General features: G+C 52.5%; 23 protein-coding genes. 4 read left to right on the top strand and 19 right to left on the bottom strand.

What is annotated here, in order from left to right; all coding sequences use genetic code 11:
• Positions 1 to 329 precede the first annotated feature (329 nt).
• The 14 genes from ABF463_RS07400 to ABF463_RS07335 form a co-directional block, all read right to left on the bottom strand.
• Complete coding sequence (locus ABF463_RS07400; protein WP_415532940.1) at positions 330 to 851, bottom strand: hypothetical protein; 522 nt, start codon at positions 849 to 851, stop codon at positions 330 to 332.
• Between the two features lie 14 nt (positions 852 to 865).
• On the bottom strand, positions 866 to 1510 hold the full coding sequence (locus tag ABF463_RS07395) for a J domain-containing protein (RefSeq protein ID WP_415532939.1): 645 nt from the start codon (positions 1508 to 1510) through the stop codon (positions 866 to 868).
• 42 nt (positions 1511 to 1552) lie between these two features.
• A complete protein-coding gene (locus ABF463_RS07390; protein WP_415532938.1) occupies positions 1553 to 2416 on the bottom strand; it encodes a DUF5685 family protein in 864 nt (287 codons plus the stop codon).
• 230 nt (positions 2417 to 2646) lie between these two features.
• Entirely contained in the window at positions 2647 to 3855 is a 1209-nt protein-coding gene (locus ABF463_RS07385) for an FprA family A-type flavoprotein (RefSeq protein ID WP_415532937.1), read from the bottom strand.
• A 183-nt stretch (positions 3856 to 4038) separates the two neighbouring features.
• Positions 4039 to 4197 (bottom strand): rubredoxin, encoded by a 159-nt coding sequence (gene rd / locus ABF463_RS07380; protein WP_013484974.1) that lies wholly within the window; start codon positions 4195 to 4197, stop codon positions 4039 to 4041.
• 129 nt (positions 4198 to 4326) lie between these two features.
• On the bottom strand, positions 4327 to 4734 hold the full coding sequence (locus tag ABF463_RS07375; RefSeq protein WP_415532936.1) for an RrF2 family transcriptional regulator: 408 nt from the start codon (positions 4732 to 4734) through the stop codon (positions 4327 to 4329).
• 81 nt (positions 4735 to 4815) lie between these two features.
• Entirely contained in the window at positions 4816 to 5928 is a 1113-nt protein-coding gene (rpoD, locus tag ABF463_RS07370) for an RNA polymerase sigma factor RpoD (RefSeq protein WP_415532935.1), read from the bottom strand.
• A 9-nt stretch (positions 5929 to 5937) separates the two neighbouring features.
• A complete protein-coding gene (gene dnaG, locus ABF463_RS07365; RefSeq protein ID WP_415532934.1) occupies positions 5938 to 7686 on the bottom strand; it encodes a DNA primase in 1749 nt (582 codons plus the stop codon).
• A gap of 74 nt (positions 7687 to 7760) precedes the next feature.
• Positions 7761 to 8759: a deoxyguanosinetriphosphate triphosphohydrolase gene (locus ABF463_RS07360; protein WP_415532933.1), complete on the bottom strand. Its 999-nt coding sequence runs from the start codon at positions 8757 to 8759 to the stop codon at positions 7761 to 7763.
• 90 nt (positions 8760 to 8849) lie between these two features.
• Entirely contained in the window at positions 8850 to 9752 is a 903-nt protein-coding gene (gene cysK, locus ABF463_RS07355) for a cysteine synthase A (RefSeq protein WP_415532932.1), read from the bottom strand.
• A 69-nt stretch (positions 9753 to 9821) separates the two neighbouring features.
• The gene (locus tag ABF463_RS07350) at positions 9822 to 10613 is read right to left on the bottom strand and encodes an IMPACT family protein (protein ID WP_415532931.1); all 792 of its coding nucleotides are present in this window, start codon (positions 10611 to 10613) and stop codon (positions 9822 to 9824) included.
• An 11-nt stretch (positions 10614 to 10624) separates the two neighbouring features.
• Positions 10625 to 10825 (bottom strand): 50S ribosomal protein L31, encoded by a 201-nt coding sequence (gene rpmE / locus ABF463_RS07345; protein WP_415532930.1) that lies wholly within the window; start codon positions 10823 to 10825, stop codon positions 10625 to 10627.
• Positions 10826 to 10960: 135 nt separating this feature from the next.
• Positions 10961 to 12463 carry a sensor histidine kinase gene (locus tag ABF463_RS07340; RefSeq protein WP_415532929.1) on the bottom strand — a complete coding sequence of 501 codons (1503 nt, stop codon included), beginning with the start codon at positions 12461 to 12463 and terminating at the stop codon, positions 10961 to 10963.
• Positions 12447 to 13136, bottom strand: coding sequence for a response regulator transcription factor (locus ABF463_RS07335; RefSeq protein ID WP_415532928.1), 690 nt, complete (start codon positions 13134 to 13136; stop codon positions 12447 to 12449). The genes ABF463_RS07340 and ABF463_RS07335 overlap by 17 nt, the downstream gene beginning before the upstream one ends.
• A 420-nt stretch (positions 13137 to 13556) precedes the next feature.
• Here ABF463_RS07335 and ABF463_RS07330 point away from each other — a divergent pair, with 420 nt between their 5' ends.
• The 4 genes from ABF463_RS07330 to ABF463_RS07315 all read left to right on the top strand — a co-directional run bounded on the left by ABF463_RS07330 (position 13557) and on the right by ABF463_RS07315 (position 18990).
• Positions 13557 to 14741 (top strand): cation diffusion facilitator family transporter, encoded by a 1185-nt coding sequence (locus ABF463_RS07330; RefSeq protein ID WP_415532941.1) that lies wholly within the window; start codon positions 13557 to 13559, stop codon positions 14739 to 14741.
• A gap of 53 nt (positions 14742 to 14794) precedes the next feature.
• Positions 14795 to 15664 (top strand): DegV family protein, encoded by an 870-nt coding sequence (locus tag ABF463_RS07325; RefSeq protein ID WP_415532926.1) that lies wholly within the window; start codon positions 14795 to 14797, stop codon positions 15662 to 15664.
• Between the two features lie 460 nt (positions 15665 to 16124).
• A complete protein-coding gene (locus ABF463_RS07320; protein ID WP_415532925.1) occupies positions 16125 to 17714 on the top strand; it encodes a DEAD/DEAH box helicase in 1590 nt (529 codons plus the stop codon).
• A gap of 244 nt (positions 17715 to 17958) precedes the next feature.
• Positions 17959 to 18990, top strand: a complete 1032-nt coding sequence (locus ABF463_RS07315; RefSeq protein ID WP_415532924.1) for a GtrA family protein — start codon at positions 17959 to 17961, stop codon at positions 18988 to 18990.
• Between the two features lie 14 nt (positions 18991 to 19004).
• Here ABF463_RS07315 and ABF463_RS07310 read toward each other — a convergent pair whose 3' ends face one another.
• The 5 genes from ABF463_RS07310 to ABF463_RS07290 all read right to left on the bottom strand — a co-directional run.
• Positions 19005 to 20450, bottom strand: coding sequence for a nicotinate phosphoribosyltransferase (locus ABF463_RS07310; protein ID WP_415532923.1), 1446 nt, complete (start codon positions 20448 to 20450; stop codon positions 19005 to 19007).
• Positions 20451 to 20560: 110 nt separating this feature from the next.
• A complete protein-coding gene (gatB, locus tag ABF463_RS07305) occupies positions 20561 to 21997 on the bottom strand; it encodes an Asp-tRNA(Asn)/Glu-tRNA(Gln) amidotransferase subunit GatB (protein WP_415532922.1) in 1437 nt (478 codons plus the stop codon).
• Positions 21998 to 22011: 14 nt separating this feature from the next.
• Positions 22012 to 23466: an Asp-tRNA(Asn)/Glu-tRNA(Gln) amidotransferase subunit GatA gene (gene gatA, locus ABF463_RS07300; protein ID WP_415532921.1), complete on the bottom strand. Its 1455-nt coding sequence runs from the start codon at positions 23464 to 23466 to the stop codon at positions 22012 to 22014.
• A 21-nt stretch (positions 23467 to 23487) separates the two neighbouring features.
• Positions 23488 to 23760, bottom strand: coding sequence for an Asp-tRNA(Asn)/Glu-tRNA(Gln) amidotransferase subunit GatC (gatC, locus tag ABF463_RS07295; protein ID WP_415532920.1), 273 nt, complete (start codon positions 23758 to 23760; stop codon positions 23488 to 23490).
• Between the two features lie 2 nt (positions 23761 to 23762).
• The coding region (locus tag ABF463_RS07290; RefSeq protein ID WP_415532919.1) for a helix-hairpin-helix domain-containing protein at positions 23763 to 24657 on the bottom strand (895 nt) is incomplete at its 5' end.

The raw sequence follows: 24657 nt of genomic DNA, 5'->3' as shown, positions 1-24657 counted from the left end.
AAACAAACAATGTCACAATAATAGCAGTTATTACGCCGATAATTAAAATCTTTTTATTTCTAAATCTAAAGCTCATTTTATGTTCACCCATTAATCCGTAACCCCCACACAACGTCTGTAAAAGCATTTGCCGCTGCATCGGTTTGATTTTGCGTTGGATCATGGTTTTGAAGTAACGGCTATTTTTTATGCCAGGCACTGCCATGCTTGGCAATATAGTCTGGAAGTATTGGGAAAACTGGTTTTATGGTCACCTCCAACCACCTGACTCGTAACATATTGAGAAAACAAAATAACCCTTGTATTCAAATTGGCATAATGGGGACTCTTTATTTCCGTTGCAGATATTTCCGAATACGATAAACATACGTCACAATCAATCGTGAAAGCGCAATATCATATAGAATAAACGCCGCGTTTGCCAACGCCAACGTGACAGGATACCCATAACGAAGCGCATCAGCCGATACGCCAAACAGTTTGATAGTCACCAGATACGCTAAAATAATGCAAGCGTTGAACAGCGGAACCTTGATGACCCACTGAAGCACACGATGATGCAAACGCTCAACATACTTTTTTAACAAAGGGTAATGCCCAAAGAAAAAGAAGTAATAGATGACCACTCTTTTGTCTGGACACAAGAGTAGACCCAGAATGGTGACCGCAGCAAAAATCCCCCACGCCCACTTCACGTCAAGTTCTATCACCACTACCAGCAACAACATACCGGCAATAGCGGGAAACACCAGCCCCATCACCGGCAGTACACCTGCCAACAGCAAAAGAACCAAGGAAAGTGCAGAAAGCATCCCACCGAGTGCTACGCCATGCGCCCGTTTGTTTGCCATTTAGGCACACTCCTTTAGCATCCGCCGCCACCCATTCCACCACACAGGCAATCGGCGCAGATTAGTCCGGTGCAAATATCACAGCCGGTACAGCCCTGCTGATTACCCATATTGTATCCTCCAAATCCTGCTCCATTCATTTGGCCAGATAACCGATTAAGTGCCTCCTGATATTCACGGTTGTTCGGATCCTGCCGACAGGCATTCTGAAAATTGACATAAGCCTCATTCACCCAGCCCTTGCGGTACATAACACTTCCCATCAAAAAATGCCATTCGGCGTCGCGCTCACCCAGCGGGACAGCATCCAGCACGTTCTGTGCCTGCCCAACCTGCCCGGCATTTATCATAGAACGCACATGCATGAAACGAGAAGACCCCCCGGCATAGGAAGAACCGTTTCCGCCAGAGGCTGAACCGTATCCGCCACTGGAGTAACCGCGGGCTCCACCTGTTGAGCCACCGCCTGGACCGCGCTGCTGCGTAATGGTATTATATGCCTCGTTGATTTCCTTCATCTTTTCAGTGGCGAGATCAGCGAGAGGATTGTTGGCATAATTATCGGGGTGATATTTCTTAACAAGTTTGCGGTATGCCGCCTTCACTTCATCATCGGAAGCATTGGGCGAAACACCCAGAACCTGATACGGATCACTCATTTTATTTCCAGCTTTCTTCAATGGTTAAAACCGTCATTCGGTTTATCGTGATTTGTTTGGCAGTCCTTCCACCACAGCACATTGCATATGCGGCAACCCGAGTGAAAAGGTATTCTCAAGCACCTCTGCATATTGCCGCACCGGTAACAGCGCAAGTGCAGCTTGCATTTCGTAGACACAAGAATTGAGCAGCCCTACAGTACGCGCTCTGGCTGCCACAAAATCGGACGTGGGTGAAAGGTGCCACGCCAGCGCAAACGGGTTGAAATCACCACTTTGCGTATCTTGCTGCATATCGTCCACCGCATCTATCAAATAGATCCAGCGACCCAGAAAATAACCAAAGCGGTGCAATACGCGTTCGTCCGCCTGTTTTTCAGCGCCAAGTAGCAATAGGTCGCCAATCATACCACTGGTAGGATCAGCGGCGGCGTCAATACCCGCCCCCTTGCTCTCAGCGTCTGCCTGTGCACGCATTGCATCGGCAATACGCGCTGCCGCCTGCGGCTGACGGGATGCAGCCCGCCGTTTCATACACGCCGCAATTGGAAGCAACAGCGCCGCCAGCACTTTTTTAGGGATAGATGCGTCATGCAGGTTGTCCCGCAGTTTGTGATACAAAAGCAACACGCCACAATCAGCCACAAAGCGCAATTCCCTACCCTGCGTACAGGCGGGTAGTTTTCGGAGATTGGCGGGGCAGCGGCATTTGCAGATTGTCACCGGGCTTTCCCGCATAGAAAGCAATAACATCGCCATCAGTGTCAGGTCATAGCTCAAAATAAACCGCATAGCAAACGCGTAACGCTTGCCCAGCGTATGGCACATGCCGCAATAGACCGCGCGGTATGCCTCAAATTCCCGGATCTTCAGTTCCGGCTTAAAGGGTTTTACATAGCCGAACAACCAAAAGCCCCTTTCCCAAGCAAATATGTTTGAAACAACACAAGTGCCCTATTGAAAAGATACCCAAACAACACATTCTCTATCATTCGATACCAACCACTTCAACAAAAACAAGACTACACTCTCTATATTCTACAAGATGCCCCTTATAAATGCAATGAATAAACTGTAAAAATATTGCCGCCCGGAAAAATTCCAGGCGGCAATAGCAATCATCAGTCGCGCGTTACTTATGCATGCAACTGTTCTGCAAACCGTTTGCCGAAAGCGACTGCACCAGCAAATTCTTCATCAGACGGGACAAAGCGGGCGGTGTATCCGCTTTCAAACACGTTGAGCTTCATGCCTTTGAGACGCTCCACCAACATAGGCACCGCCTCTCCGCTCCAGCCGAACGAACCAAATGCAGATGCCGGGCGGCCTTTCGCATTGATCAAATCCAGTGAGGCGGCAAGCAGCCAGATCGGACGAACGGCGTCTTTATTGATGGTCGGTGAACCAAGCAAAAACCCATCGTTCTCATTGATTTTATGTGCCAGTTCTTCCTGCGGATGTGCATTGACATCCAGCACTTCAACAACTGCATCGGGCAATACACTCCGGATACCTTCGGCAATCTTCTGCCCAAGCTGTCCCGTATAACCATAGGCACTGCAATAAAAAATGGGAATGTATTTCTTTTGCCGTACTACAGGCTGGCTCCATTTCTCATAGAGTTCCTTACTACGCTCCAGATAAACCCCTTTTGTCAGAACCGGGCCGTGACTGGTGCAGACGGTATCCGCTTCCAACGCGTTGAGTTTGGCAAGCCCTTTAAGCACATACGGTTTGAACGGTCCAAAAATTGCCTGATAATAATTCTCGAACGCGCTCTCATAGCGTTCCGGATATGTGACATGGCTATCGATCATGCGCGGCTCGCAATAATGGGAACCAAGGAAATCACAGGTAAAAACAACCTTTTCCGCCGGATAATAGGTGAACATGGAATCCGGCCAATGCAGAAACGGCGCGGTGACAAATCGCAACTCTTTCCCGCCGCCGATATCCAGCGTTTCCCCATCCTTTACCGCACGAATATGGGCATTGGGTTTGTTGGTAATATTGCGCAGATAGATGCAACCGGCCTGAGATGTCAACACCTCAATCTGTGGGGCTACTTCCAGCAATTTGGCCAATGAGCCAGAGTGATCCGGCTCGTTGTGATTCATAATCACATAATCAATGTTTTTGGGATCAATCAAGCTTGCAATATTTTCAAAATATTCATCGAAATACCGCGGATGCGTGGTTTCGATCAGCACATTTTTTTCGCCTTTGATCAGATATGCGTTATAAGACGTGCCAAATTCCGTACGCATAATCACGTCAAAAATACGCATATTCGGGTTGAGTACGCCGACAGAATAGACGTCGTCTGTAATTTTAATAACACCCAATTCAATCACCTCTGTATGTCCTATTTTATACTACCTGCAGCATTCACGCAAGAGTGCAACAAAATTTCAGCAAAAGGAACGCGTAAAAAGTATGCCACGTCTGGCAAAACACTGCCGCTCAAAAAAATGTGCGGCGAAAGGCACCATCGCCGTTCGCCGCACGGGCTATAAGAAAGGCTGCCCTTATTGCTCTTCAAAAAGCTCTTTGCCTACACCGCACATCGGGCAAACAAAATCTTCAGGAACATCTTCCCATTTGGTGCCGGGATTGATGCCGCCGTCGGGATATCCTTCCGCCTCATCATAAACAAATCCACAGACACTACAAACATATTTTTTCAAATCAAACAACTCCTTTGCAAATCGTCGCAGCCGCACATACGATCACATACGTCCCCGCCAAATCATTATACAATCGGAAGGCCGGTTTGTAAACAGGCAAACTGTAAAATAAATCCTGCCATCTCACGCTTATGTATGCCTATCTTCATCGCGAAAAGTGACGCCTTCCAACTTGTCTTGTATCGTCTTGGAAAGCTCATTGAATACCGTATGATAATAGCATAGACGTGTATCTTCGAGCAATGCGCAGGGCAGCGAACCGGTCATGCAGCGGTTGATATTGATGGGCCCGTCCACGGCTTCGATCACTTGACGCAGGTTGATCTCTTTCGGCGAGCGCACCAATTCATAACCACCCTGCACCCCTTTGAACGATCGGACAATTCCCGCCTGCCCCAACTTTCGGAAAATTTTCAACGTGAACCGGAGTGTGACGCCGGTCTTCTCTGAAACTGAACGGGCGTCCATCCGTGCGCCGCTGGCGGCGAGACAGTCAATGATCCGTACAGCGTAATCAGCTTCCTGTGTGATGCGCATGGTCAAACTCCTCTTAAAAAACGGTCACCGGGGTTACAGGACTCCTCAGCAAGAGGACAACTGCCCTTTTGCAAACTGTCCTCAATCTAAAAAATCTTTCAATTTTTTGCTGCGGCTGGGATGACGTAGTTTGCGCAGCGCTTTCGCTTCAATCTGACGAATGCGTTCGCGTGTGACATTAAACTCCCGTCCCACTTCTTCCAGTGTGCGCGGGCGTCCATCGTCCAGTCCAAACCGCAGACGCAGTACTTTAGCCTCTCGTTGGGTAAGAGTCTTCAGTACATCGCCCAGCTGCTCCTTGAGCAATGTGTGGGAAGCAGCTTCTGCCGGAGCAGGTGCATCGTCATCGGGGATAAAATCCCCCAAATGGCTGTCTTCCTCCTCACCGATAGGTGTTTCCAGTGATACCGGTTCTTGCGCCACTTTCATGATTTCGCGCACTTTTTCCACCGACATCCCCATCAGTTCGGCAATCTCCTCAGCCTGTGGCTGGTGTCCCAATTCCTGCAAAAGTTGGCGTTCCACCCGCACGACTTTGTTAATGGTCTCCACCATATGCACCGGGATGCGTATGGTGCGCGCCTGGTCGGCGATGGCGCGGGTGATGGCTTGCCGAATCCACCATGTCGCATACGTCGAAAATTTATAGCCTTTGGTATAATCGAATTTTTCGACTGCCTTAATAAGCCCGAGATTGCCCTCTTGAATCAAATCCAAGAACTGCATCCCACGGCCCACATATCGTTTGGCAATGCTTACAACAAGACGCAAATTGGCTTCGGACAAGCGTTTGCGCGCCACAATATCGCCTTCACCCATCCGCTTTGCCAGCGCAACTTCCTCCTCGCCGGAGAGCAGCGGCACGCGCCCGATTTCCTTGAGGTAGACCTTGACCGGATCGTCAATGGCAATCCCCTCGGCACTGAGCGTAGATTCCAAATCTGCATTGGGTTTTGTGGCTTCCTCAGCATCGGTGTCTTCCTCAAGTTCTTCGAGCGTCGGTTCTTCCTGGTCATCCAGCACGTCGATGTTGTGCTGCTCCAGAGCTTCATATAGCTTTTCCGTCTGCTCGGAGTTAAAATCAATTTCTTCCAGTGCCTCGGTAATCTCTGTCATCGTGAGATTTCCCTTGGTCTTGCCCGACTCAATCAGTTCGGCAATGCGGTCCTTTTTTTTCGTGCCTTCATTTCCCATGTTGCATCCTCACCTTTGTTCTTCCAGCTTTTTGGCACGGATAGCTTCATAAGCGATCCGTGCGTCCTGCTGTTCCGCAATACGCCTGTTCATCTGCTCGTCCAGAAGCACGCTGGCGCAGTCGCGCACTTCCTGTGGTGTGTTGGAAACCAGCGTTTTATGCAAAATCCCTGTGATTTTTCCCATTTCGTCCGTAGAAAACTGCACGCCAAGTGCGGAAATGTCTGGATCTCCGCCACGCACCTGTGCCCGCAATGCCGCATAAACACGGCGGTTGAACGCTGTGATAAAATCATCGGGATGGAGTAAAGCATCCATCAATTTCAAAAAATCGGGGTTATGGTAAAGCAGAACAATCAAGCTTTCCTCCGCGCGGGCGGCACGCAAATTGCTCCTCTTTTCAGGGTTCAATCGATCTTTCAGGCCGCGTGCCGCCGCAATCTCCTCGCGTACACGCGCCCTTTTTTGCTTGCCGTGCTGCTTTGCACGCAGAGTCGTTGTATCCGCCAGCACATTTTCTTTGGAAACATCCAGCGTTTCCGCCAGTTTTCCAGCATAAACATCCCGTTCTACCATGCTTTCGACTGTAGCGAGGATTTCCACCGCCTCCTTCAGATAGGCCGCTTTCTGTTCGGTGATGTTGACATCATATTTTTGAAGCGCGGATGCCAGCCTGTATTCGATGTGGTTACCACTCTGATTGAGCAGCAGCCGGAACCGGTCGGCTCCGTGTGTTTTGATAAATTCATCAGGGTCTTTCCCCCCCTCAATACGCAGTACCCGTACTGCAAGCCCAGTCTGCGTAAGCAGGCCAATCGCCCGTTGAGAAGCGTTCTGCCCTGCCCTATCGGCATCATAAGAGATAACAACTTCCTTCGCATACCGCGACATCAGGCGGCATTGTTCCGCTGTAAGCGCGGTGCCAAGCGTTGCCACCGCATTGCCAAAACCAGCTTGATGCAAGGCAATGGCATCCATATAGCCCTCGCAAAGCAGCAGGGACGTTCCGCCGCTGTTTTTGGCAAAATTGAGTGCAAACAGGCAGTTGCTCTTGTGGAACGCCGGCGTGTCGTTGCTGTTGAGATACTTCGGCTTGCTGTCATCCAACACGCGGCCGCCAAACGCAACCACATTGCCGCGCAGGTCGATGATTGGGAACATCACCCGTCCGCGGAACACATCATAAAAACCGCCATTGCGCCCCCGCAGCACCAGCGCGCCTGCCGCCAATTCCTCCGGCGAAAACCCCTGCGTTTGCAGATGCTTGAGCAGATTATCCCAACCGGGCGGCGCATAGCCAAGCCCAAATGTGCGGATGGTGTGCATAGAAAGCGCACGTTGATTGAAATAATCCAACCCCGCTTTTCCTTGCGGGGATAACAGGCACGCGTGAAAATAACGTGCAGCAGCACGGTTCATCTCCAGAATTCGCGCTCGCAGCCTGGAAGCAGTTTCCGCGCCGGGTTCTTCGCTCGGTACAGCAATCCCTGCCTGCGCAGCCAAAAACTCTACGGCCTCAGGGTACTCAAGATTTTCGATCTTGCGCACAAAGGTGATGACATCCCCCCCGGTCTCGCAGCCAAAACAATAAAAATGCTGATCGTCCGGATAAACATGAAAGGAAGGGGTTTTTTCATTGTGAAACGGGCAGAGCCCCACCAGGCTTTTTCCGCTTTTGCGTAGGTTCACATAACGCGACACGACACTTTCAATGTCGCAGCGGTCTTTTAGTTCCTGCAAAAAAGCTTCGGGAATCAACGCCCCACCACCTTCCTTTATTTGGAATTATCTTTTACATAAATCAAAGAAAATATGCAAAAACGGCAGAATGCTCATTTATTCCATGCCTGCGGTATAAAAATCCCCTGATAGACCTGTATTGCAAAACGGTCGGTCATGCCCGCAATATAATCACAAACTGCCGTCTGGGCGCCATCCTCCGCACAGATACGACCGAATTCGGTGTGCAGCTCATCGGTATGGTGCAGAAAATGGTCATAAAGCCGTTTGAGGATATATTCAGCTCTGCCCTCTTCACTTTTGGCCACGGGATTGGTATATACCTGTTCGAACATGAACCGACGCAAAGCCAAGAATGCCTGCTCTACCTTTGGCGACATGGCAATATGTCCCCCGGTGCTGTTCTCCACCGTGTCGGTGACCAATGTGTTGATACGCTGCGAATGCGACCGCCCCAGTACATACCGCGTCTCCCATGGAATTTCATCGTCTTTGAGTACTCCGCCCCGCAGTGCGTCGTCGATGTCATGGTTGAGGTAGGCAATGCGGTCGGACAGCCGCACAATGCACCCTTCCGGTGTAGACGGCATGGAACCGGACGTGTGGTTTAGGATGCCATCGCGCACTTCCCAAGTCAGGTTCAGCCCTTTGCCGTCGTTCTCCAGTTTTTCCACCACCCGCAAACTTTGCGCATGGTGGGCAAACCCGCCGGGATGAACCTCGTCCAACGCCCGCTCTCCCGCGTGACCGAACGGTGTATGTCCCAGATCATGACCCAGCGCAATCGCTTCGGTCAAATCCTCGTTGAGTTGCAGCGCGCGGGCAATGGTGCGGGCTATCTGTGCAACCTCCAGTGTGTGGGTCATCCGCGTATGATAATGGTCACCTACCGGCGCAAGAAAAACCTGCGTCTTATACTTTAAGCGGCGGAAGGCCTTGCAATGGATAATGCGGTCCCTGTCACGTGCAAATACGGTACGCAACGGGCACGGTTCCTCGGCACGCGCCCGCCCGCGCGAACGTGCCGCAAGGGTCGCATACGGCGACAGGACACGTTCCTCCAGTGCTTCCGTCTGTTCCCGGATGGTCACAAGACCGCCTCCTGTCTTCGGCAGATCGGCTTTCTACAATACCTATACACAATTGGCCGGCATATTCCTGCTTAACAGTAAAAAACGTGGTTATTTTATGAAAAGGACGCTTAAATACCGTTCACCGGTATCGGGTGCCAAGCAAAGCACCCGTTTACCCGCGCCCAGTTCTTTGGCAAGGCGGCGCGCAGCATAAACAGCCGCACCAGTTGAAATGCCCACTAAGATACCAAATGTTTTGGTAAACCAAAGCGCAGTGGTCATCGCCGCCGCAGTTGGAACCGGAATAACGCGGTCTGCAAGAGCACGCTCGAAATTCTCGGGCAAAAAGCCGGCGCCGATTCCTTGGATGCCATGGGGGCCGGCATGTTCCCCTTCGATTACCGCCGATTCAGACGGTTCCACCGCCGCACACAGAATCGAAGGAAGTGCTTCTTTCAGCACACGGGCTGCGCCGGTAAAGCTGCCGCCGGTGCCAATACCCGCAACGAACGCATCCAACCGGCCATCGGTGTCTCGCAAAATCTCCCGCCCGGTTGCTTCATTCGCGGCGGGGTTAGCAGGATTTTCAAACTGTTTGGGCATAAAGGCATTTGGAATAGTCTTTGCCAATTCTTCCGCTTTCTGCATCGCGCCGGTCATACGCTGTGCGCCCTCGGTCAGCACCAGTTCGCCGCCATATGCGGTGATGAGTTTGCGCCGTTCCAGCGTCATCGTATCCGGCATTACAATAATGACACGGTATCCACGCGACACACCGATCATAGCCAACGCAACACCCATATTCCCACTAGTCGGTTCAATAATGACGCCCCCGGGCCGAAGTTCGCCAGAAGCTTCCGCCTGCTCAATAATGGCAAGGGCCGCACGATCCTTGATGCTGCCGCCGGGATTGTAGCTTTCCAGTTTAACTAAAACCTCAGCTCCACTGTCCCGAAAGGAAAAAACCGGGGTGTTCCCTACCAACTCGTTTACAGATGTCACAATACCCATGCCCGCACGCTCCTATCCATGCCCTTTGTCTATATTTTGCCGTCAAACAGCAGGCACTCTGTCAAATATTTATACAAACGCTGATTCTTCTTCGTAAATTTCACCCTGCTCCCGCAAAACAACCCTTCCGCAGGAGCATTCTGTAACCGCTGTCCGAAATGCATCCGCCTTATTTTGAGGAACCGAAAGCAAAACAGAAACCACTTCAGTATAAGTAATGTCGCGCACATGTCCCATACGACGAGCCAGCCGCTCCATGGCAGAAAGTTCTGTGTACGCACAAGAAAACGCATACAGAACGCAGGCACACAAAACGACCGGTTCTGCGGCGTCCGCCGCCAAAGAGACCGCGTGCCCATAGGCACGAACCAGTCCCGGCGCTCCCAGCAGCACGCCGCCAAAATACCGCACCACCACAGCAGCCACACAGGTAAAGCCACGTTTGCGCAGAACGGAAAGCACTGGCTGCCCTGCCGTGCCGGACGGTTCCCCGTCATCCGAACAGCGCTCTGTATCGGGCAGGACACACGCAAACACATGATGGCGGGCATCAGGGTGCACATGCCGCATTTCCGCCAGAAAATCCGCTGCTGCCTTCTCACCATCCACTGGGCGCAAGAATGCGAGAAAGCGTGATTTCTTTTCGACATATTCAGCCTGCGCGCCTGCCCGTATCGTTGTGTAGTCCATGCTGCCCCCTGTTGCCCCCGCTGCGGTTTTCGTGTGGGAACCGTCGGTCTCTATCGGACAGGCGTTGGCGGAAATCCCCAAAATAAAAAATGGACGCCGCCCGTCAGACGCCGCCCCTGTACGAATCCGCACGAAGACCCAAAAAGGCAACGCGCTGTACCAAAAATACATTGGAGAGTTGCTTATTCCATATTGTATCTTTTTTTGAAACGGTCGATGCGTCCGCCCGTATCTATCAACTTCTGCTTGCCCGTAAAGAACGGATGGCATTTCGAGCAAATATCGATGTGAAGGTCTTGTTTGGTAGACCGTGTTTCGATCTCGTTGCCGCACGCGCATTTGATGACAGTTGTTTCGTATTTCGGATGAATACCCGGCTTCATCTTGGTCACCTCTTTCAAATAGGACAAAATAGCAGTATTCAGTATAGCATATCAAGCGGCAAATTGCAAGCATTTTCATACGGAAAATATTCAAATTGACAGCCACCGCGCACAAAAAGACAATGCTTGTGCTTTTTACGCCTTTTCCAGCGTGAAGACGAACTCACAATACTGCCCTTCCATGCTCTTCACGGTGATATCCTGCCCTTGAAGCAACAACATACTGCGCACAATATATAACCCCAGCCCCACGCCTTTGTGATCGGTGCTGCGGGACTTGTCCGTTTTATAGAACCGCTCAAAAACATGTGGCAAGTCCTGTGCCGGGATACCCATGCCGGTGTTCCTCACACTCACAAAAACCCGCCGCCCTCTGGAGGCAGTGGTAATGGAGACGGTTCCACCCTCATTGGAGAACTTCACGGCATTTTCCACCAGGTTGAACAGGATCTGGTGGGTAACATCCGGATCCGCCAGCACCGTCAGCTGCATGTCGGCCAGCACGTCCATACCTTCCACCATCAAATGCTTTTCACCGACGGCGTATTCAAATCCGACCATTACCCGTTTGATTGTCTCCGCCACATTGAATGTACTCTGTTGAATGTGTACCTCGCCCGCCTCGATCCGCGCAATGTTGAGCAGTGAATACACCAGTCTGGAAAGCCTTTTCACCTCATCTGAAACGATTTCCAGATAATACCCTTGTTTTTCCTGTGGGATAGTCCCATCGAGAATGCCGTCGATAAAACCGGCAATACTGGTCATGGGCGTGCGCAGTTCGTGTGAAACATTAGCGACAAAGCTGCGGCGCATCTCCTCAAGCGACACCAGTGAAGACGCCATATTGTTGAATGCCACGGCCAGCTGCCCGATTTCGTCCGGTTCGCCCACCGGCACACGAATGTTGAAATCCCCTTCGGCAAAGCTCCGTGCAGCGCCGGCCATCTGCCGCAACGGCCGCACCAACCGCTGCGTCACGTAGTAAATGGCGGCAAATGTGAACAACAGCACAACAGCCACACAAAAGACGAAAACACGGAAGATGTCGCGCATATACTTGAGCATGCTGTCCGCGCGGGAAGATACAAACACCGCACCGATAATCTGCCCGTTGTTATCCTTGATTGAAGTACCGACCGTCAGGTAGGGGCGGTTGTAAAACCCGCCAAGTTCCCCGCTTTGCTCATAAAAATCCGTATCGGACTTGGCAATGGTATTCATCACCGATGCAGGAATGCTCATATCGGGGGATGCGATGTTCAAGCGGTCGGTTGTGCTAATCCGCCCGATCACCACGCTGCCATTGGTCTGCACCAGATAGATGTCCGCATCGATTGTCTGGGCAAACAACCCGATTAAATTGCTAAGCTGCCGGTTGCCGTCCGGGCCGAGTTCATTGTAACCTTGCGCAAATTGGGCAATTGTCCGGGCATTCTGGCTGAACAACTGATGCTTTTGGCCACTGGAATAGCGCACGGAAAACACTATCAGAGCGATTGAGAGAATCATAAAGCTAAGCAGCATGACGATCGCGCAGGCAGCAAAATATTTAGCAAACAAACTTCGGCGGAGCTGCTCGCGCAGCAGACGCAGAGTGCCGCGGGAAAACCGCTTGGTTTTAGTTTTTTGTTTCAAATTTATAGCCCACACCCCATACGGTCTTAAGCGACCACTGCTCCGACTTGCCTTCCAATTTTTCCCGCAGACGCTTGATGTGTACATCTACCGTGCGCGAATCGCCGTAATATTCAAACCCCCAGACTTCATCCAGCAATTGGTCACGCGTATACACGCGGTTCGGGTTGCTGGCAAGGTGGTAAAGCAATTCCAGCTCTTTTGGCGGGGCATCTACCAATTGCCCTTCTACCCGCAATTCATAATTGGTAAGATTGACGGTCAAATTATCATAACGCACTTCTTTGACCGCGTCATTTTCCGCTCCGGAATATCGGCGCAGCACCGCCTTGATACGCGCCACCACCTCTTTTGCGTCAAAAGGCTTCACGATATAATCATCCGCGCCCAATTCCAGCCCAAGCACTTTGTCAAATGTTTCGCCTTTAGCTGTGATCATGATAACCGGCTTTTCAGATTTTTTGCGGATCTCCCGACAGACCTGCCAGCCGTCCATTCCGGGGAGCATAATGTCAAGCAATACCAGATCCGGCTTGTGATCCTCAAATTTTTTAACTGCGTCCACCCCATCGTAAGTGGAAGCAACCGAATATCCCTCTTTTTCCAAATAAAGCCGGAGCAGCTCATTGATGTTCCGATCATCGTCTACGACCAGTATCTTTGTAGGTTCCACATTCCATCCCCCATTTCAAACGTCAGGCTGTCTTGCAAGCACACCGCACCCATGGCCGGAGCGTTCAGCACTGTCTGCGTCTTATCTACTTTTCATTATAACCAAGCCCATTCGCTGTTGTTGAATAAAATTTGAACAAGGCGTGACGTCACTGCAAACAATATAGAAGCCGACGAGCGCGCGTCCTTGCATAGGCTTTCCTTTATCTTAATACAACTGCGCATAAAAAACAGCACTTTTCATAAAAATGCATTAAATTTTTGATTTATATCAAACGGGAATACAGACCAACCATTTTTTGTGCTATACTGTTCCATAAGCATCTGTCCTGCAAGCAAACGCGCGGATGTCGCACGCCCATTTGCCGCTGGCAGGTCTGTGCCGTGTTGCCTAAACGACGCGGAATCCTTTGATTGGCAGGTGAATTTTTTGTCTGATCATTCTCCCAAACCAAACCCACTCATCGAGCACGTCAGCACCGCCGACCGTACCCGGTTTGGCATGATCGGCGGCGGGGTGGGCATCGGCGTGAACGCACTCATCTTCGTCGCAGAGATTATTATCGGTCTGCTCACCCATAGTGTCGCCATCACAGCCGACGCGTTCCACAATTTGACCGATGTAGCGTCTTCTCTTATCACGGTCATCAGCTTTAAAGTCGCAAGCCGCCCCGCGGACCGGGAACACCCGTTCGGCCATGGGCGGATGGAATACATCGCTGAACTGCTGATTGCCATGATCATCATCCTCATTGGATTTGAATTTGTACAATCTTCGATTGAAAAGGTTTTGCACCCTGCCGCAGTGCATTTCAGTATCATCCCATTTGTGCTGGTTTTGCTGTTCATCCCGCTCAAGCTGCTTCTCAGCCTGTTTTACCGCTACCTGAGCAAGCGCATCCGCTCTTCCGCGCTGCAAGCCACGGCGACAGATGCACTCAGCGACGTATTCGTGCTGGCTGTAGCCTCCGTTTCCCTCCTCTGCGCGCGTTTCACCACCTTACCGGTAGACGGGTGGCTTGGACTGCTGGTTTCCGTTTTCATCCTGTATTCGGGTTTTTCCATTGGGAAAAAGGCGGTGAACCCGTTGCTTGGCGAAGCACCCAATCCGGTGGTCGTCCGGGAAATCGTAGAGGGTGTGCGGGCATATCCCTATATTACCGGTGTACATGATCTGGTCATCCACAACTATGGCCCCGGCAAATTTATGGCCACTATCCACGCTGAAGTCCCGGCCGACGTACCCGTGATGGAACTGCACGAGAGCATTGACCGTGCGGAACACGAACTTTCCCAAAAGCACGGCATCATCCTGGTCATCCACATGGACCCACTCAACAAAAACGACGAGACTGTCATCCGCGTGCAGAACGAACTGCTGGAAGCAATCAAGCCTCTTTCAGTGATTCGCTCCATCCACGATTTCCGTATTGTGGGCAAAGATAAACACTTGAATCTGGTATTCGATGCAGTGGTGGATAACAGCGTCCCGGCGACCACCGGGGCGACCAATCAGCTCGTGCAGGAAATCAACAGTCTGCTCAAGCAGAAACACCCGAATTATCGCGCGGTCGTACAGATTGACAGGAACTATACCCCGCTTTGACCCAATGGTTTGAATCTTGCGGGCCTACGTCCGCCGCAAAGGAAGAAGCATTTATGGATTTTGTTTTATTAACCGATTCGACCTGCGACCTCTCTCCTCAGATGGCGGAGGAACTTGCAGTTTCCGTTATACCGCTGATTTATTCCATCGACGGAAAAGAATACTACCACTATGTGGACAATCGGGAACTGAATATACATATGTACTATGATCAACTCCGGGCCGGCGCGTATCCACAGACCGCACAAATCAGCCCGCTGGAATTCCGGGAGGCATTTGAGCCGCACCTGCGCGCAGGAAAAGACGTACTGTATATCGCATTTTCCAGCGGCATCAGCGGCACATACAACACCGCAGCCATGGTTGCCAAAGAGCTGCAAACAGAATACCCCGACCGCCGTATGATCGTCTATGACTCCCTCTGTGCTTCCGGCGGCGAGGGGCTGCTCGTCTATCATGCGGCCAAATTGGCACAAACCGGGCAGCCGCTCGACACCGTGCTGGCGTGGCTGGATGAAAACCGGACAAAACTCGTGCACTGGTTTACGGTAGACGATCTGAACCATTTGCATCGGGGCGGACGCATCACAGGCGCAGCGGCACTGGTGGGTGGGATGCTTGGCATCAAGCCCGTACTGCATGTGGATGATGAAGGCCGGCTGATACCGATGGAAAAAGTACGCGGGCGGCGCAAGGCGCTGGACCGATTGGTGGATCATATGATTGAAACAGCCGTCGACCCCGTGAACCAAACCGTTTTTATCAACCATGCCGACTGTATGGACGATGCCCGTTATGTGGAAAAACAGGTGCGCGCCAGGGTGGGCGCAACAGACATCCACCTATATTATATCGGCCCGCTCATTGGCGCCCACTCCGGCCCAGGCACCCTCGCGCTGTTCTTCCTTGGCAGCAAGCGATAAAAACGATATGCATCCTGCCAGTGCGGTTTTGTGCAATTTATTAGAGGTACTTTACAAACACCCTGTTTAAATGCTATCATAATACAAGGTGTGCAGGTAAAAAATGCATCTTACCTTGCCTGCGGGCATTTTGAAACATCAAGCAACAGAATAAGACATGGGCAAAGCGGCTGTCACCACAGAAGCGCCCGTCCGTTCTGTTTGTCTTAGCATGGAATCTTTTAGTTAAGCCGTGGTGTGCAGCGTTGCAATCACGTAAAATGGCTATACTATAGACAAGACGCCGTATGGGAATACGCGGCTTGAGGCGGAATGCCAGCTTGTTTTGATTTTTCTCTGTCCGCACATCGTACACGGTCATACGCAGACACAAGCACATTTGTGTGCAAGATTGAAGGAGGTCACAAACTGCCTGTTGCATTATTTGCAATCCGGCAGTTTAACATGTATGGAAGAAAATTTGGAAAATTTATTTGCAAAACTCGGGCTTTCGGAAGAAGTTTTGAAAGCAATCGACCTTATGGGGTTTGAAGAACCCTCCCAGATCCAGACGCAGGCGATCCCTGTGATCTTGGAAGGCAGCGATGTGATCGGGCAGGCACAGACAGGCACGGGCAAAACGCTGGCATATTCCGCCCCTGTCATCAGCATGATGGAGCACGGCCCCCATCAGGTGCAGGCACTCATCCTCGTGCCCACACGCGAACTGGCTATTCAGGTCAACGACGAATTGGTGCGCATCAATCGCCTCAGCCACTATACATCCATTCCAGTTTACGGCGGGCAGCCCATTGACCGGCAGATCCGCGCACTGCAAAAGGGCGTAGATATCGTGGTGGCCACACCGGGCCGCATCCTTGACCATATCCGGCGCGGCACCGTGGATTTCAGCCATGTGCGTTTCTTCGTATTGGATGAATCCGACGAGATGCTCAACATGGGCTTCATCGACGATATCCAAGCTGTTTTGGACACTCTGCCGGCGGAACGGCAATCCCTGCTGTTTTCAGCCACCATGCCCATGCAGATCCGCAAGCTGGCACAAAAGCACATGAAACCCGATGTCAAAAACATTGTTATCGCTAAAAGCACACTGACTGTCTCGCTGACCGAACAATTTTATTTTGAAGTCAAGCACCGCGACCGGTTTGAGACCCTTTGCCGCATTCTGGATGTGGATGAACCGGAAAGCGCCATCATTTTCTGCCGCACCAAACGCGGTGTGGATGAATTGGTGGAAAACATGCAGTCACGCGGATACATTGTGGAAGGCATGCATGGCGACATGGGACAAAACCAGCGCCAGAACACCTTGAAAAAATTCCGTGAAAGCAATCTGGACTTTTTGGTCGCCACCGACGTTGCGGCTCGCGGCATCGACATTGAGAATATCAGCCATGTCATCAACTATGAGTTGCCGGAGGACGCAGAATCCTATGTTCATCGCATTGGGCGCACCGGTCGCGCCAACCGCACCGGTATCGCTTACAGCTTGGTGACGCCGCGCGAATATGTTATTCTCAAGCAGATTGAGCGCGTTACCCACAGCCATATCAAGCGCAAGGAAATCCCCACTGTAGAAGACATCTATGAGGTCAAATACAAAAATGTCCTCACCAAAGTCAAGGAAGAACTCGAAAAAAATGCATTTGAAAAGTTCAAACCCCTTGCCTCGGAGTTGGATGACGAATACAATCTGGTGGATGTAGCAGCCGCGCTTTTGAAGCTGCTCTTTGAAAATGAATTGAATTACGATTACGCGTCGAGCGAAAAAGTCCGTGAAGCGCGGCAAAATGCTGAGGAAACACGGTTGTTCCTCAATGCCGGTCGCATGGACAAAGTCACACCGCGTGACATCCTGCGCTTTTTATGCGACAACTCCGGATTTACCCGCAACGAAATTGGACATATTGATATTTTTGATAAATTCTCGTTCGCTAATGTCGCCAGCAGCGCGGCAGAAGCGATTATCGCAAGCTGTGCGGGCCTCACTCTCTGTGGTCGCCCCGCCAATGTGCAGGTCGCTCAAAAACGGCAGCCCCGTTACTAAGCGATGATTCTCGTTTAACTGAACAAAAACAGCGGCACAATAGATAACGCATAATGAAAGAGCTTGTATCGGCCCAGACGGCCAATGCAGGCTCTTTTTGTTTGCATCCAATGCCCCTTTGCCTGTCCGGCCTCGTGTACGCCCCGCATAATGTTTTGGTGAATGGTCAAACTAAATTTTGACCATGTGCATTCTACAGTATGCGGGCACGCCGCCCAATCCGTACAAGTCAAGGAGGATTGAGATGACAGTCCTGATTCCGGCATTTGAGCCCGATATGCGGTTAATTGCTTTACTGCACACGCTGGCACAACAAGACCTGCGCATCGTGGTGGTAGATGATGGCAGTGGACAAGGATATATTTCTGTATTTGAGCAGGCACGCACCATTGGTTGCACAATCCTCACACATCCAACAAACCTCGGCAAGGGCTGTGCGCTCAAAACAGGTTTCTCTTATATATTGGAAAACATGCATGAAACCGAAGGCGTGATTACAGCCGATGCCGATGGTCAGCACCTCCCCATCGACATCCTGCACGTGGCCGAAGAACTGCGGCGAACACATACCGCCATCGTGCTTGGCGCGCGCCGGTTTACGGGGCATGTGCCGGCACGCAGCGTATTCGGCAATTTGGTCATGCGGGCGGTCTTTGCCTTTGCCAGCGGGCGAAATGTATGGGATACGCAGACCGGCCTGCGCGGCATCCCTGCGGAGCTTCTGCCCTTGCTGCTGCGGGTACGCGGCGCACGTTTTGAATATGAAATCAACATGCTGCTCGACCTTGCCAACGCCGGGTATAAGTTCCAGCAAATTTTTATCGACACAGTGTACACATCTGGAAATGCCACCTCCCATTTCCGTCCTTTGGTTGACTCTGTTCGCGTACTGCTCCCCACGCTGCGCTTCTGTGTGTCCAGCATTGCGGCAGCCGTCACTGACTACATTCTGCTATTCGTCTTCCAATGGCTGACACACAGCCTGCTGTTAGGCGTCGTGCTGGCACGCGCATCGAGTTCCGGTGTCCAATATGTACTCAACCGCTCGCTGGTCTTTCACTCCCGCCTGACGAATAAAAAACAGCCCCACCGCGCCGCGCAGTATTACCTGCTGGTACTGGGACTATTGGGGCTCAACTATCTGATTTTAAAAGTACTGACCGGCCCGATGCATATTTGGCTCGTATGGGCTAAACTCGTCACAGAAATGATTCTGTTTTTCGTCAGCTATCTTGCGCAACGGCTGCTGGTGTTCAAACACCCGGTCATTAATTAACGCGTTCTAATTGGTTAATGCATCTGTTCCACCAACTGTTGTTTAAGCGACCAAAGCGGTTGGGAGAGATCCACATAATACCGGTGCGGATTTTCAAAACGGAGCACTTCGTCCCAAAGCGTGTTGATTTGTTCCCGACAATAAGCGGCGATTTCTTTGACGGACGGGCCTTGATAAACGCACTTCCCCGCCTGAAAGATGGGGACAAGCAGTGGCCTGGCGATAAAATCCGCCACCGTCTTGCGCTTCCATGTATGTTCGGGATCGAACAGAACATAAGGTTGGTTCTCGTCTATATGTTCCTTTGCCAGTGCAATTACATCGGCGATTGCTTTGCCGGTTTCGCGTTCATATAACCGCCACACCTGTTTAAAACCGGGTGTGGTGATTTTTTCGACATTTTCACTGATTTTGATTTTGGGAATGATTTGCCCGTCCCACTCCACTGCCGCCAGTTTGTACACGCCGCCGAACACCGGTTCGCTGCGCGATGTAATAAGCCGCTCGCCAACGCCGAACGAGTCCACTTTTGCCCCTTGTATCAGAATGTCCCGGATGATATACTCATCCATCGAATTAGAGGCAACGATGCCGCAGTCGGTGAAACCTGCGTCGTCCAGCAGTTTACGTGCTTTGCGGGAAAGATAGGTGATGTCGCCACTGTCGATACGAATACCCGCCGGGCGGAATCCGCGCGGCAGCACCTCCTCCTGAAACGTCCGGATGGCGTTTGGTACGCCGGATTTCAGTACGTTGTATGTATCCACCAGCAACACGCAGTTCTGCGGGTAATTGTGTGCATAGGCGCGGAACGCATCCAGCTCGCTGTCAAACATCTGCACCCAGCTGTGCGCCATCGTGCCCATTGCCGGAATATCAAAATCACGCTCGGCAATGGTACAAGCCGTCCCGACACAACCGCCGATAACCGCCGCCCGCGCGCCGAGAATCGCGCCGTCACTGCCCTGCGCCCGGCGGGAACCAAACTCCATTACCGGCCGCCCCGCCGCCGCCCGCACAATGCGGTTGGCTTTGGTGGCAATCAGCGACTGATGGTTAACTGTGAGCAAGATCATCGTTTCGACAAATTGTGCCTGTATAACCGGTCCGCGCACCGTCACGATAGGCTCGCCGGGAAAAATCGGCGTCCCCTCCGGCACTGCCCATACATCACAGCAAAAGTGGAACGTCCGCAGATACTCCAGAAACTGTTCGTTAAAGATGCCTTTCTCTTGTAGGTAAGCGATATCATCATCATCAAACGACAGGTTTTGCAGGTATTCAATTACCTGTTCCACCCCTGCCATAACGGCGAAACCGCCCTCTTCCGGCACACGACGAAAAAACATATCGAAATAGGCCACACGGTCGGCAAGTCCTTCTACAAAATAGCCGTTTGCCATTGTCAATTCATAAAAATCTGTCAGCATCGTCAAATTTGCGTCTGCATATCGATTCATTGTCAACAACCCCTTTTTATCTGGCAGTTTTGTTCCACACCCCATATTAAAAAGAAAGGACTGCCGCTTTCCGACAATCCCAATGCACTACACCATCACAAATACAACTATTACGCCTCGTCCAGCGCTTTCTGCACCAGCTCGCGCACCACCTGCGGATTCGCCTTGCCTTTGGAAGCACGCATACACTGCCCTACCAAATACCCGGAGGCGTTCGTCTTGCCTTTTTTGTAATCGGCAACCGATTTTTCATTCTGCGCCAGCACATCTCTCACGATTGCTTCGAGTGCGCCGGTATCGCTCACCTGCGCCAGTCCTTTGGCTTTCACAATATCATCCGGCTCGCCGCCGTTGCTGAATATCTCCTCCAGCACGGTTTTGCCCGCCGTGTTAGAAATGGTCTTCTTTTCAATTAAAGCAATGAGCGCCACCAGCTTGGCTGCGGTCAGTTGTGTCTGGGAAAGCACTGCGTCTTTCTCGCCCAGCAGACGCGCCACATCGCCAATCATCCAGTTTGCAACCGATTTGGGCGCCACGCCGCCGATACGCAGGCATTCCTCAAAGAACGCCGTGCGCTCCGGGTCGGTGGCCAGCAAGCCCGCGTCAAACTCCGGTAAATTGTAGTCCTTCATATACCGGATACGGCGTCTATTCGGCAGTTCGGGGATGCTCGCACGCCACGTGTTCAAATCCTCTTCATCGAGCACAATCGTGCCAAGGTCCGGTTCTGGGAAATACCGATAATCCTGCGCGTCCTCTTTGGAACGCATCACAAAGTTTTTGCCCTGCGTATCGTCCCAGCGGCGGGTCTCCTGGTCGATGGTACCGCCTGCTTCCAGTACTTCGATCTGCCGTTTGGACTCATATTCGATGGCATGGGCCGCCGCGTTAAACGAGTTCACATTCTTCATTTCAACGCGCGTACCAAACTCCGTGCTGCCTTTCGGACGCACTGAGACGTTCACATCCGCACGCATGGAACCCTCCTGCATCTTGCAGTCGGAAATATCCAGCGCCAGCAGGATGTCGCGCAAGGTTTCCATGTAGGCTTTGGCCTCGGCGGCGCTGCGCAGATCGGGTTCAGACACGATCTCGATGAGCGGCACCCCGCAGCGGTTAAAGTCCACCAGCGTACCGGAAAAACTATCGCCGTGCAGCAGTTTGCCTGCATCTTCTTCGATGTGGATGCGCGTCACGCCGATGCGTTTCTCCGCGCCGTCCACCAACACGTCCACAAAACCATGTTCGCAAAGCGGTACATCAAACTGCGAAATCTGATAGGCTTTGGGCAGGTCGGGGTAGAAATAGTTTTTGCGATCCTGCTTGGACACGGGGTTGATGTCGCACCCGAGTGCATACCCCATCCTCACGGCATATTCCACCACTTTTTCATTCAGAACCGGCAATGCGCCTGGCAGACCGGTACAAACCGGGCAGCATTCGGTGTTGACTTCCGCTCCGAATTCGTTTTTGCAGGAACAATAGATTTTGCTTTTGGTTGAAAGTTCCGCGTGAACTTCCAGACCCACTACGATTTCATATTCCATCTTGGTTCTCCCCCTCACAGCACAGCCGGTGCGAACACGCCGCAGACCTGTTCCACCGCTTTGGCTGCGTTCAAAATGGTCTGCTCGTCAAACTTCCGCCCGATGAGCTGCAAACCGACCGGCAATCCGTCCAGCTCCCCGCAGGGCAGCGACACCGCCGGCAGACCGGCGATATTGACCGGCACGGTGCAGATATCAGCGGCATACATTTGAAGCGGATCGGCGGTGCGTTCACCGAGCTTGAATGCCGTCACCGGGGAAGTCGGCGTCAGGATCACGTCGCAGTCCTCGAACGCCCTGGTGCACTCGCTGCGGATGAGATTCTGCGTCAGTTTTGCCTTGTGGTAATAAGCATCGTAATAACCGGAACTCAGCACGAACGTGCCCAGCATAATACGGCGCTTGACCTCGTCGCCAAATCCTTCGGAACGCGAATTTTCATAGAGAGACAGAAGGTCGTCGTACTGCTCCGCACGGAAGCCGTATTTCACCCCGTCAAACCGTGCAAGATTGGAAGACGCTTCCGCACAGGCGAGGATGTAATAGGTCGGCAGTGCATATTCGGTAGACGGCAGGGAAACATCGGTCAACACCGCACCCGCTTTTTCCAGCGCCTTGGCGGTATCCATCACCTTTGCCTTGACCGCGTCATCCACGCCCTCACCAAAATATGCCTGCGGGATACCGACGCGCAAGCCCTTGACCGCACCGGTCAGCGTGCCTGCTACCGGCGGCAGCTCCCGATGGGTGCTGGTCGCGTCATGCGCGTCGCGGCCCTTGATTACGTCGAAGAGCAGCGCCGCATCATCCACTGTGCGTGCAAACGGGCCGATCTGATCGAGAGAGGAAGCAAACGCCACCAGACCATACCGGGAAACCGCCCCATAGGTCGGCTTCAGACCCACCACGCCGCAGAGCGCGGCAGGTTGACGAATGGAACCACCGGTATCCGAGCCAAGCGCCAACGGTGCTTCTCCCGCCGCCACCGCCGCCGCGCTGCCGCCGGATGAACCGCCCGGCACGCGTTCCAGATCACGCGGGTTGTACGTCTTCTTGAAATAGGAATTTTCACAGGAGGAACCCATGGCGAATTCGTCCATGTTTGTCTTACCGGTCACCACCGCACCCGCCTGGTGCAGGTTTTCCGCCACGGTTGCGTTATACGGCGGCACGAAGTTATGCAGCATCTTGGAGGCGCAGGTGGTGCGCAAGCCTTTGGTGCAGATGTTGTCCTTGACGGCGACCGGCACGCCCGCCAGCGCGCCAAGTTCCTCACCCGCCGCCAATTGTTTGTCCAACTCGACGGCACGGGCAAGCGCTTCCTCTTTGGTTAAGGTGATGTAGGCGCCCACGCGGTCTTCCACCGCCTCGGTACGCTCCAGAAATGCCGTGGTAATCTCAACGGCGCTGGCTTTTTTTTCAACAAACAGCGTGTGCAGGCCGGACGCTGTGTTTTCATACAGTTCCATCTATGGTTGTCTCCCTTTCGGTTATTCCACGGTTTTAGGCACGACTACACAGCCTGCCTCGGTCTTCGGCGCGTTAGAAAGCACCTGCTCGCGGGTAAGCGATGCACCCACTTCATCTTTGCGCAGTTCCATGCGGTCGTTTACATCCAATGCCAGCCGTGTTTCTTCAAAATCCGGCAGCTTGGCGACCATGCCCACGATCTCGCGCATGTCGTGTGCCATTTTGGCTTCGCTCACCTCGTCAAAACGCAGACGGGACAGCTTCGCCAGATGCTTCACATTGATTTCTTCCATCTTTATTCCTCCGGTTCACATAATGATTCAAACGCCGCTTCGTCCAGTACCGAGACGCCAAGGGCAAGCGCCTTGTCCAGCTTGGAACCGGCCTCTTCTCCCGCCACGACGTAGGTTGTCTTTTTGGATACGCTGCCGGTCACTTTGCCGCCGAGCGCTTCGATACGCGCTTTCGCTTCCTCTCGCGTATAATGCGGCAGGGTTCCGGTCAGTACAAAGGTCTGTCCGGCAAAACGGGTGTCCACCGGCGCCTGCTCATGCGCCGTAAGCAATATACCCGCCGCATGCAGGCGCTCCACCAGTTTTGCAGTGTCCTCCAATGCAAAAAAGCGCACGGCATTTTCCGCGATGATGCCGCCAATTTCATCAATGGTGCATAGCTCGTCCTCTGTGACGGAAAACAGCCGCTCCATATCGCCAAACCGCATGGCAATCAGTTTGGCGGCTTTCTGACCCACCTGCCGGATGCCAAGTGCGTACAACAGCCGCGCCAAACCCGCCTGCTTGGATTTTTCGATGGCGGCAACCAGATTCTCCGCCGATTTCCTGCCCATCCGCTCCAGTTTGGCGACCTCGTCAGCTTGCAGATTGTACACATCCGCGATAGAATGCACCAGACCGGCCCCCACCAGCGATTCCACCAACGCGGGGCCCATTCCTTCGATGTCCATTGCATCACGCGAGGCAAAGTGGATGAGATGCCGCAGCAGTTGGGCAGGACAATCGGGGTTCTGGCAGCGCAGAACAGCCTCATCCTCCTCCCGCGCGACCGGCGCGCCGCAGGATGGACAGACCGTCGGCATCCGGTAGGGCTCTCCCCCGCCGTGTTCGCCCCCCGACCCGCATTCAGGCATGCTGTCCCCGGCGTTGGGCCCCACCACCGTGTCGCCGCTGCAG

This window comes from Ethanoligenens sp. (assembly GCF_047718355.1).
In the GTDB taxonomy this organism is placed as follows: Bacteria; Bacillota; Clostridia; order Oscillospirales; family Ethanoligenentaceae; genus Ethanoligenens.
Note: the sequence above shows the minus strand (reverse complement) of the source record. Positions and strands in the feature narration are given on the sequence as shown.

What these genes read in the sequence shown, in the direction of transcription:
- ABF463_RS07400 (WP_415532940.1), bottom strand. Translation starts at nt 851, where the DNA reads ATGGCAAACAAACGGGCGCATGGCGTAGCACTCGGTGGGATGCTTTCT.
- ABF463_RS07395 (WP_415532939.1), bottom strand. Translation starts at nt 1,510, where the DNA reads ATGAGTGATCCGTATCAGGTTCTGGGTGTTTCGCCCAATGCTTCCGAT.
- ABF463_RS07375 (WP_415532936.1), bottom strand. Translation starts at nt 4,734, where the DNA reads ATGCGCATCACACAGGAAGCTGATTACGCTGTACGGATCATTGACTGT.
- rpoD (WP_415532935.1), bottom strand. Translation starts at nt 5,928, where the DNA reads ATGGGAAATGAAGGCACGAAAAAAAAGGACCGCATTGCCGAACTGATT.
- cysK (WP_415532932.1), bottom strand. Translation starts at nt 9,752, where the DNA reads ATGGGTATTGTGACATCTGTAAACGAGTTGGTAGGGAACACCCCGGTT.
- ABF463_RS07350 (WP_415532931.1), bottom strand. Translation starts at nt 10,613, where the DNA reads ATGTATTTTTGGTACAGCGCGTTGCCTTTTTGGGTCTTCGTGCGGATT.
- rpmE (WP_415532930.1), bottom strand. Translation starts at nt 10,825, where the DNA reads ATGAAGCCGGGTATTCATCCGAAATACGAAACAACTGTCATCAAATGC.
- ABF463_RS07325 (WP_415532926.1), top strand. Translation starts at nt 14,795, where the DNA reads ATGGATTTTGTTTTATTAACCGATTCGACCTGCGACCTCTCTCCTCAG.
- ABF463_RS07315 (WP_415532924.1), top strand. Translation starts at nt 17,959, where the DNA reads ATGACAGTCCTGATTCCGGCATTTGAGCCCGATATGCGGTTAATTGCT.
- ABF463_RS07310 (WP_415532923.1), bottom strand. Translation starts at nt 20,450, where the DNA reads ATGAATCGATATGCAGACGCAAATTTGACGATGCTGACAGATTTTTAT.
- gatB (WP_415532922.1), bottom strand. Translation starts at nt 21,997, where the DNA reads ATGGAATATGAAATCGTAGTGGGTCTGGAAGTTCACGCGGAACTTTCA.
- gatA (WP_415532921.1), bottom strand. Translation starts at nt 23,466, where the DNA reads ATGGAACTGTATGAAAACACAGCGTCCGGCCTGCACACGCTGTTTGTT.
- gatC (WP_415532920.1), bottom strand. Translation starts at nt 23,760, where the DNA reads ATGGAAGAAATCAATGTGAAGCATCTGGCGAAGCTGTCCCGTCTGCGT.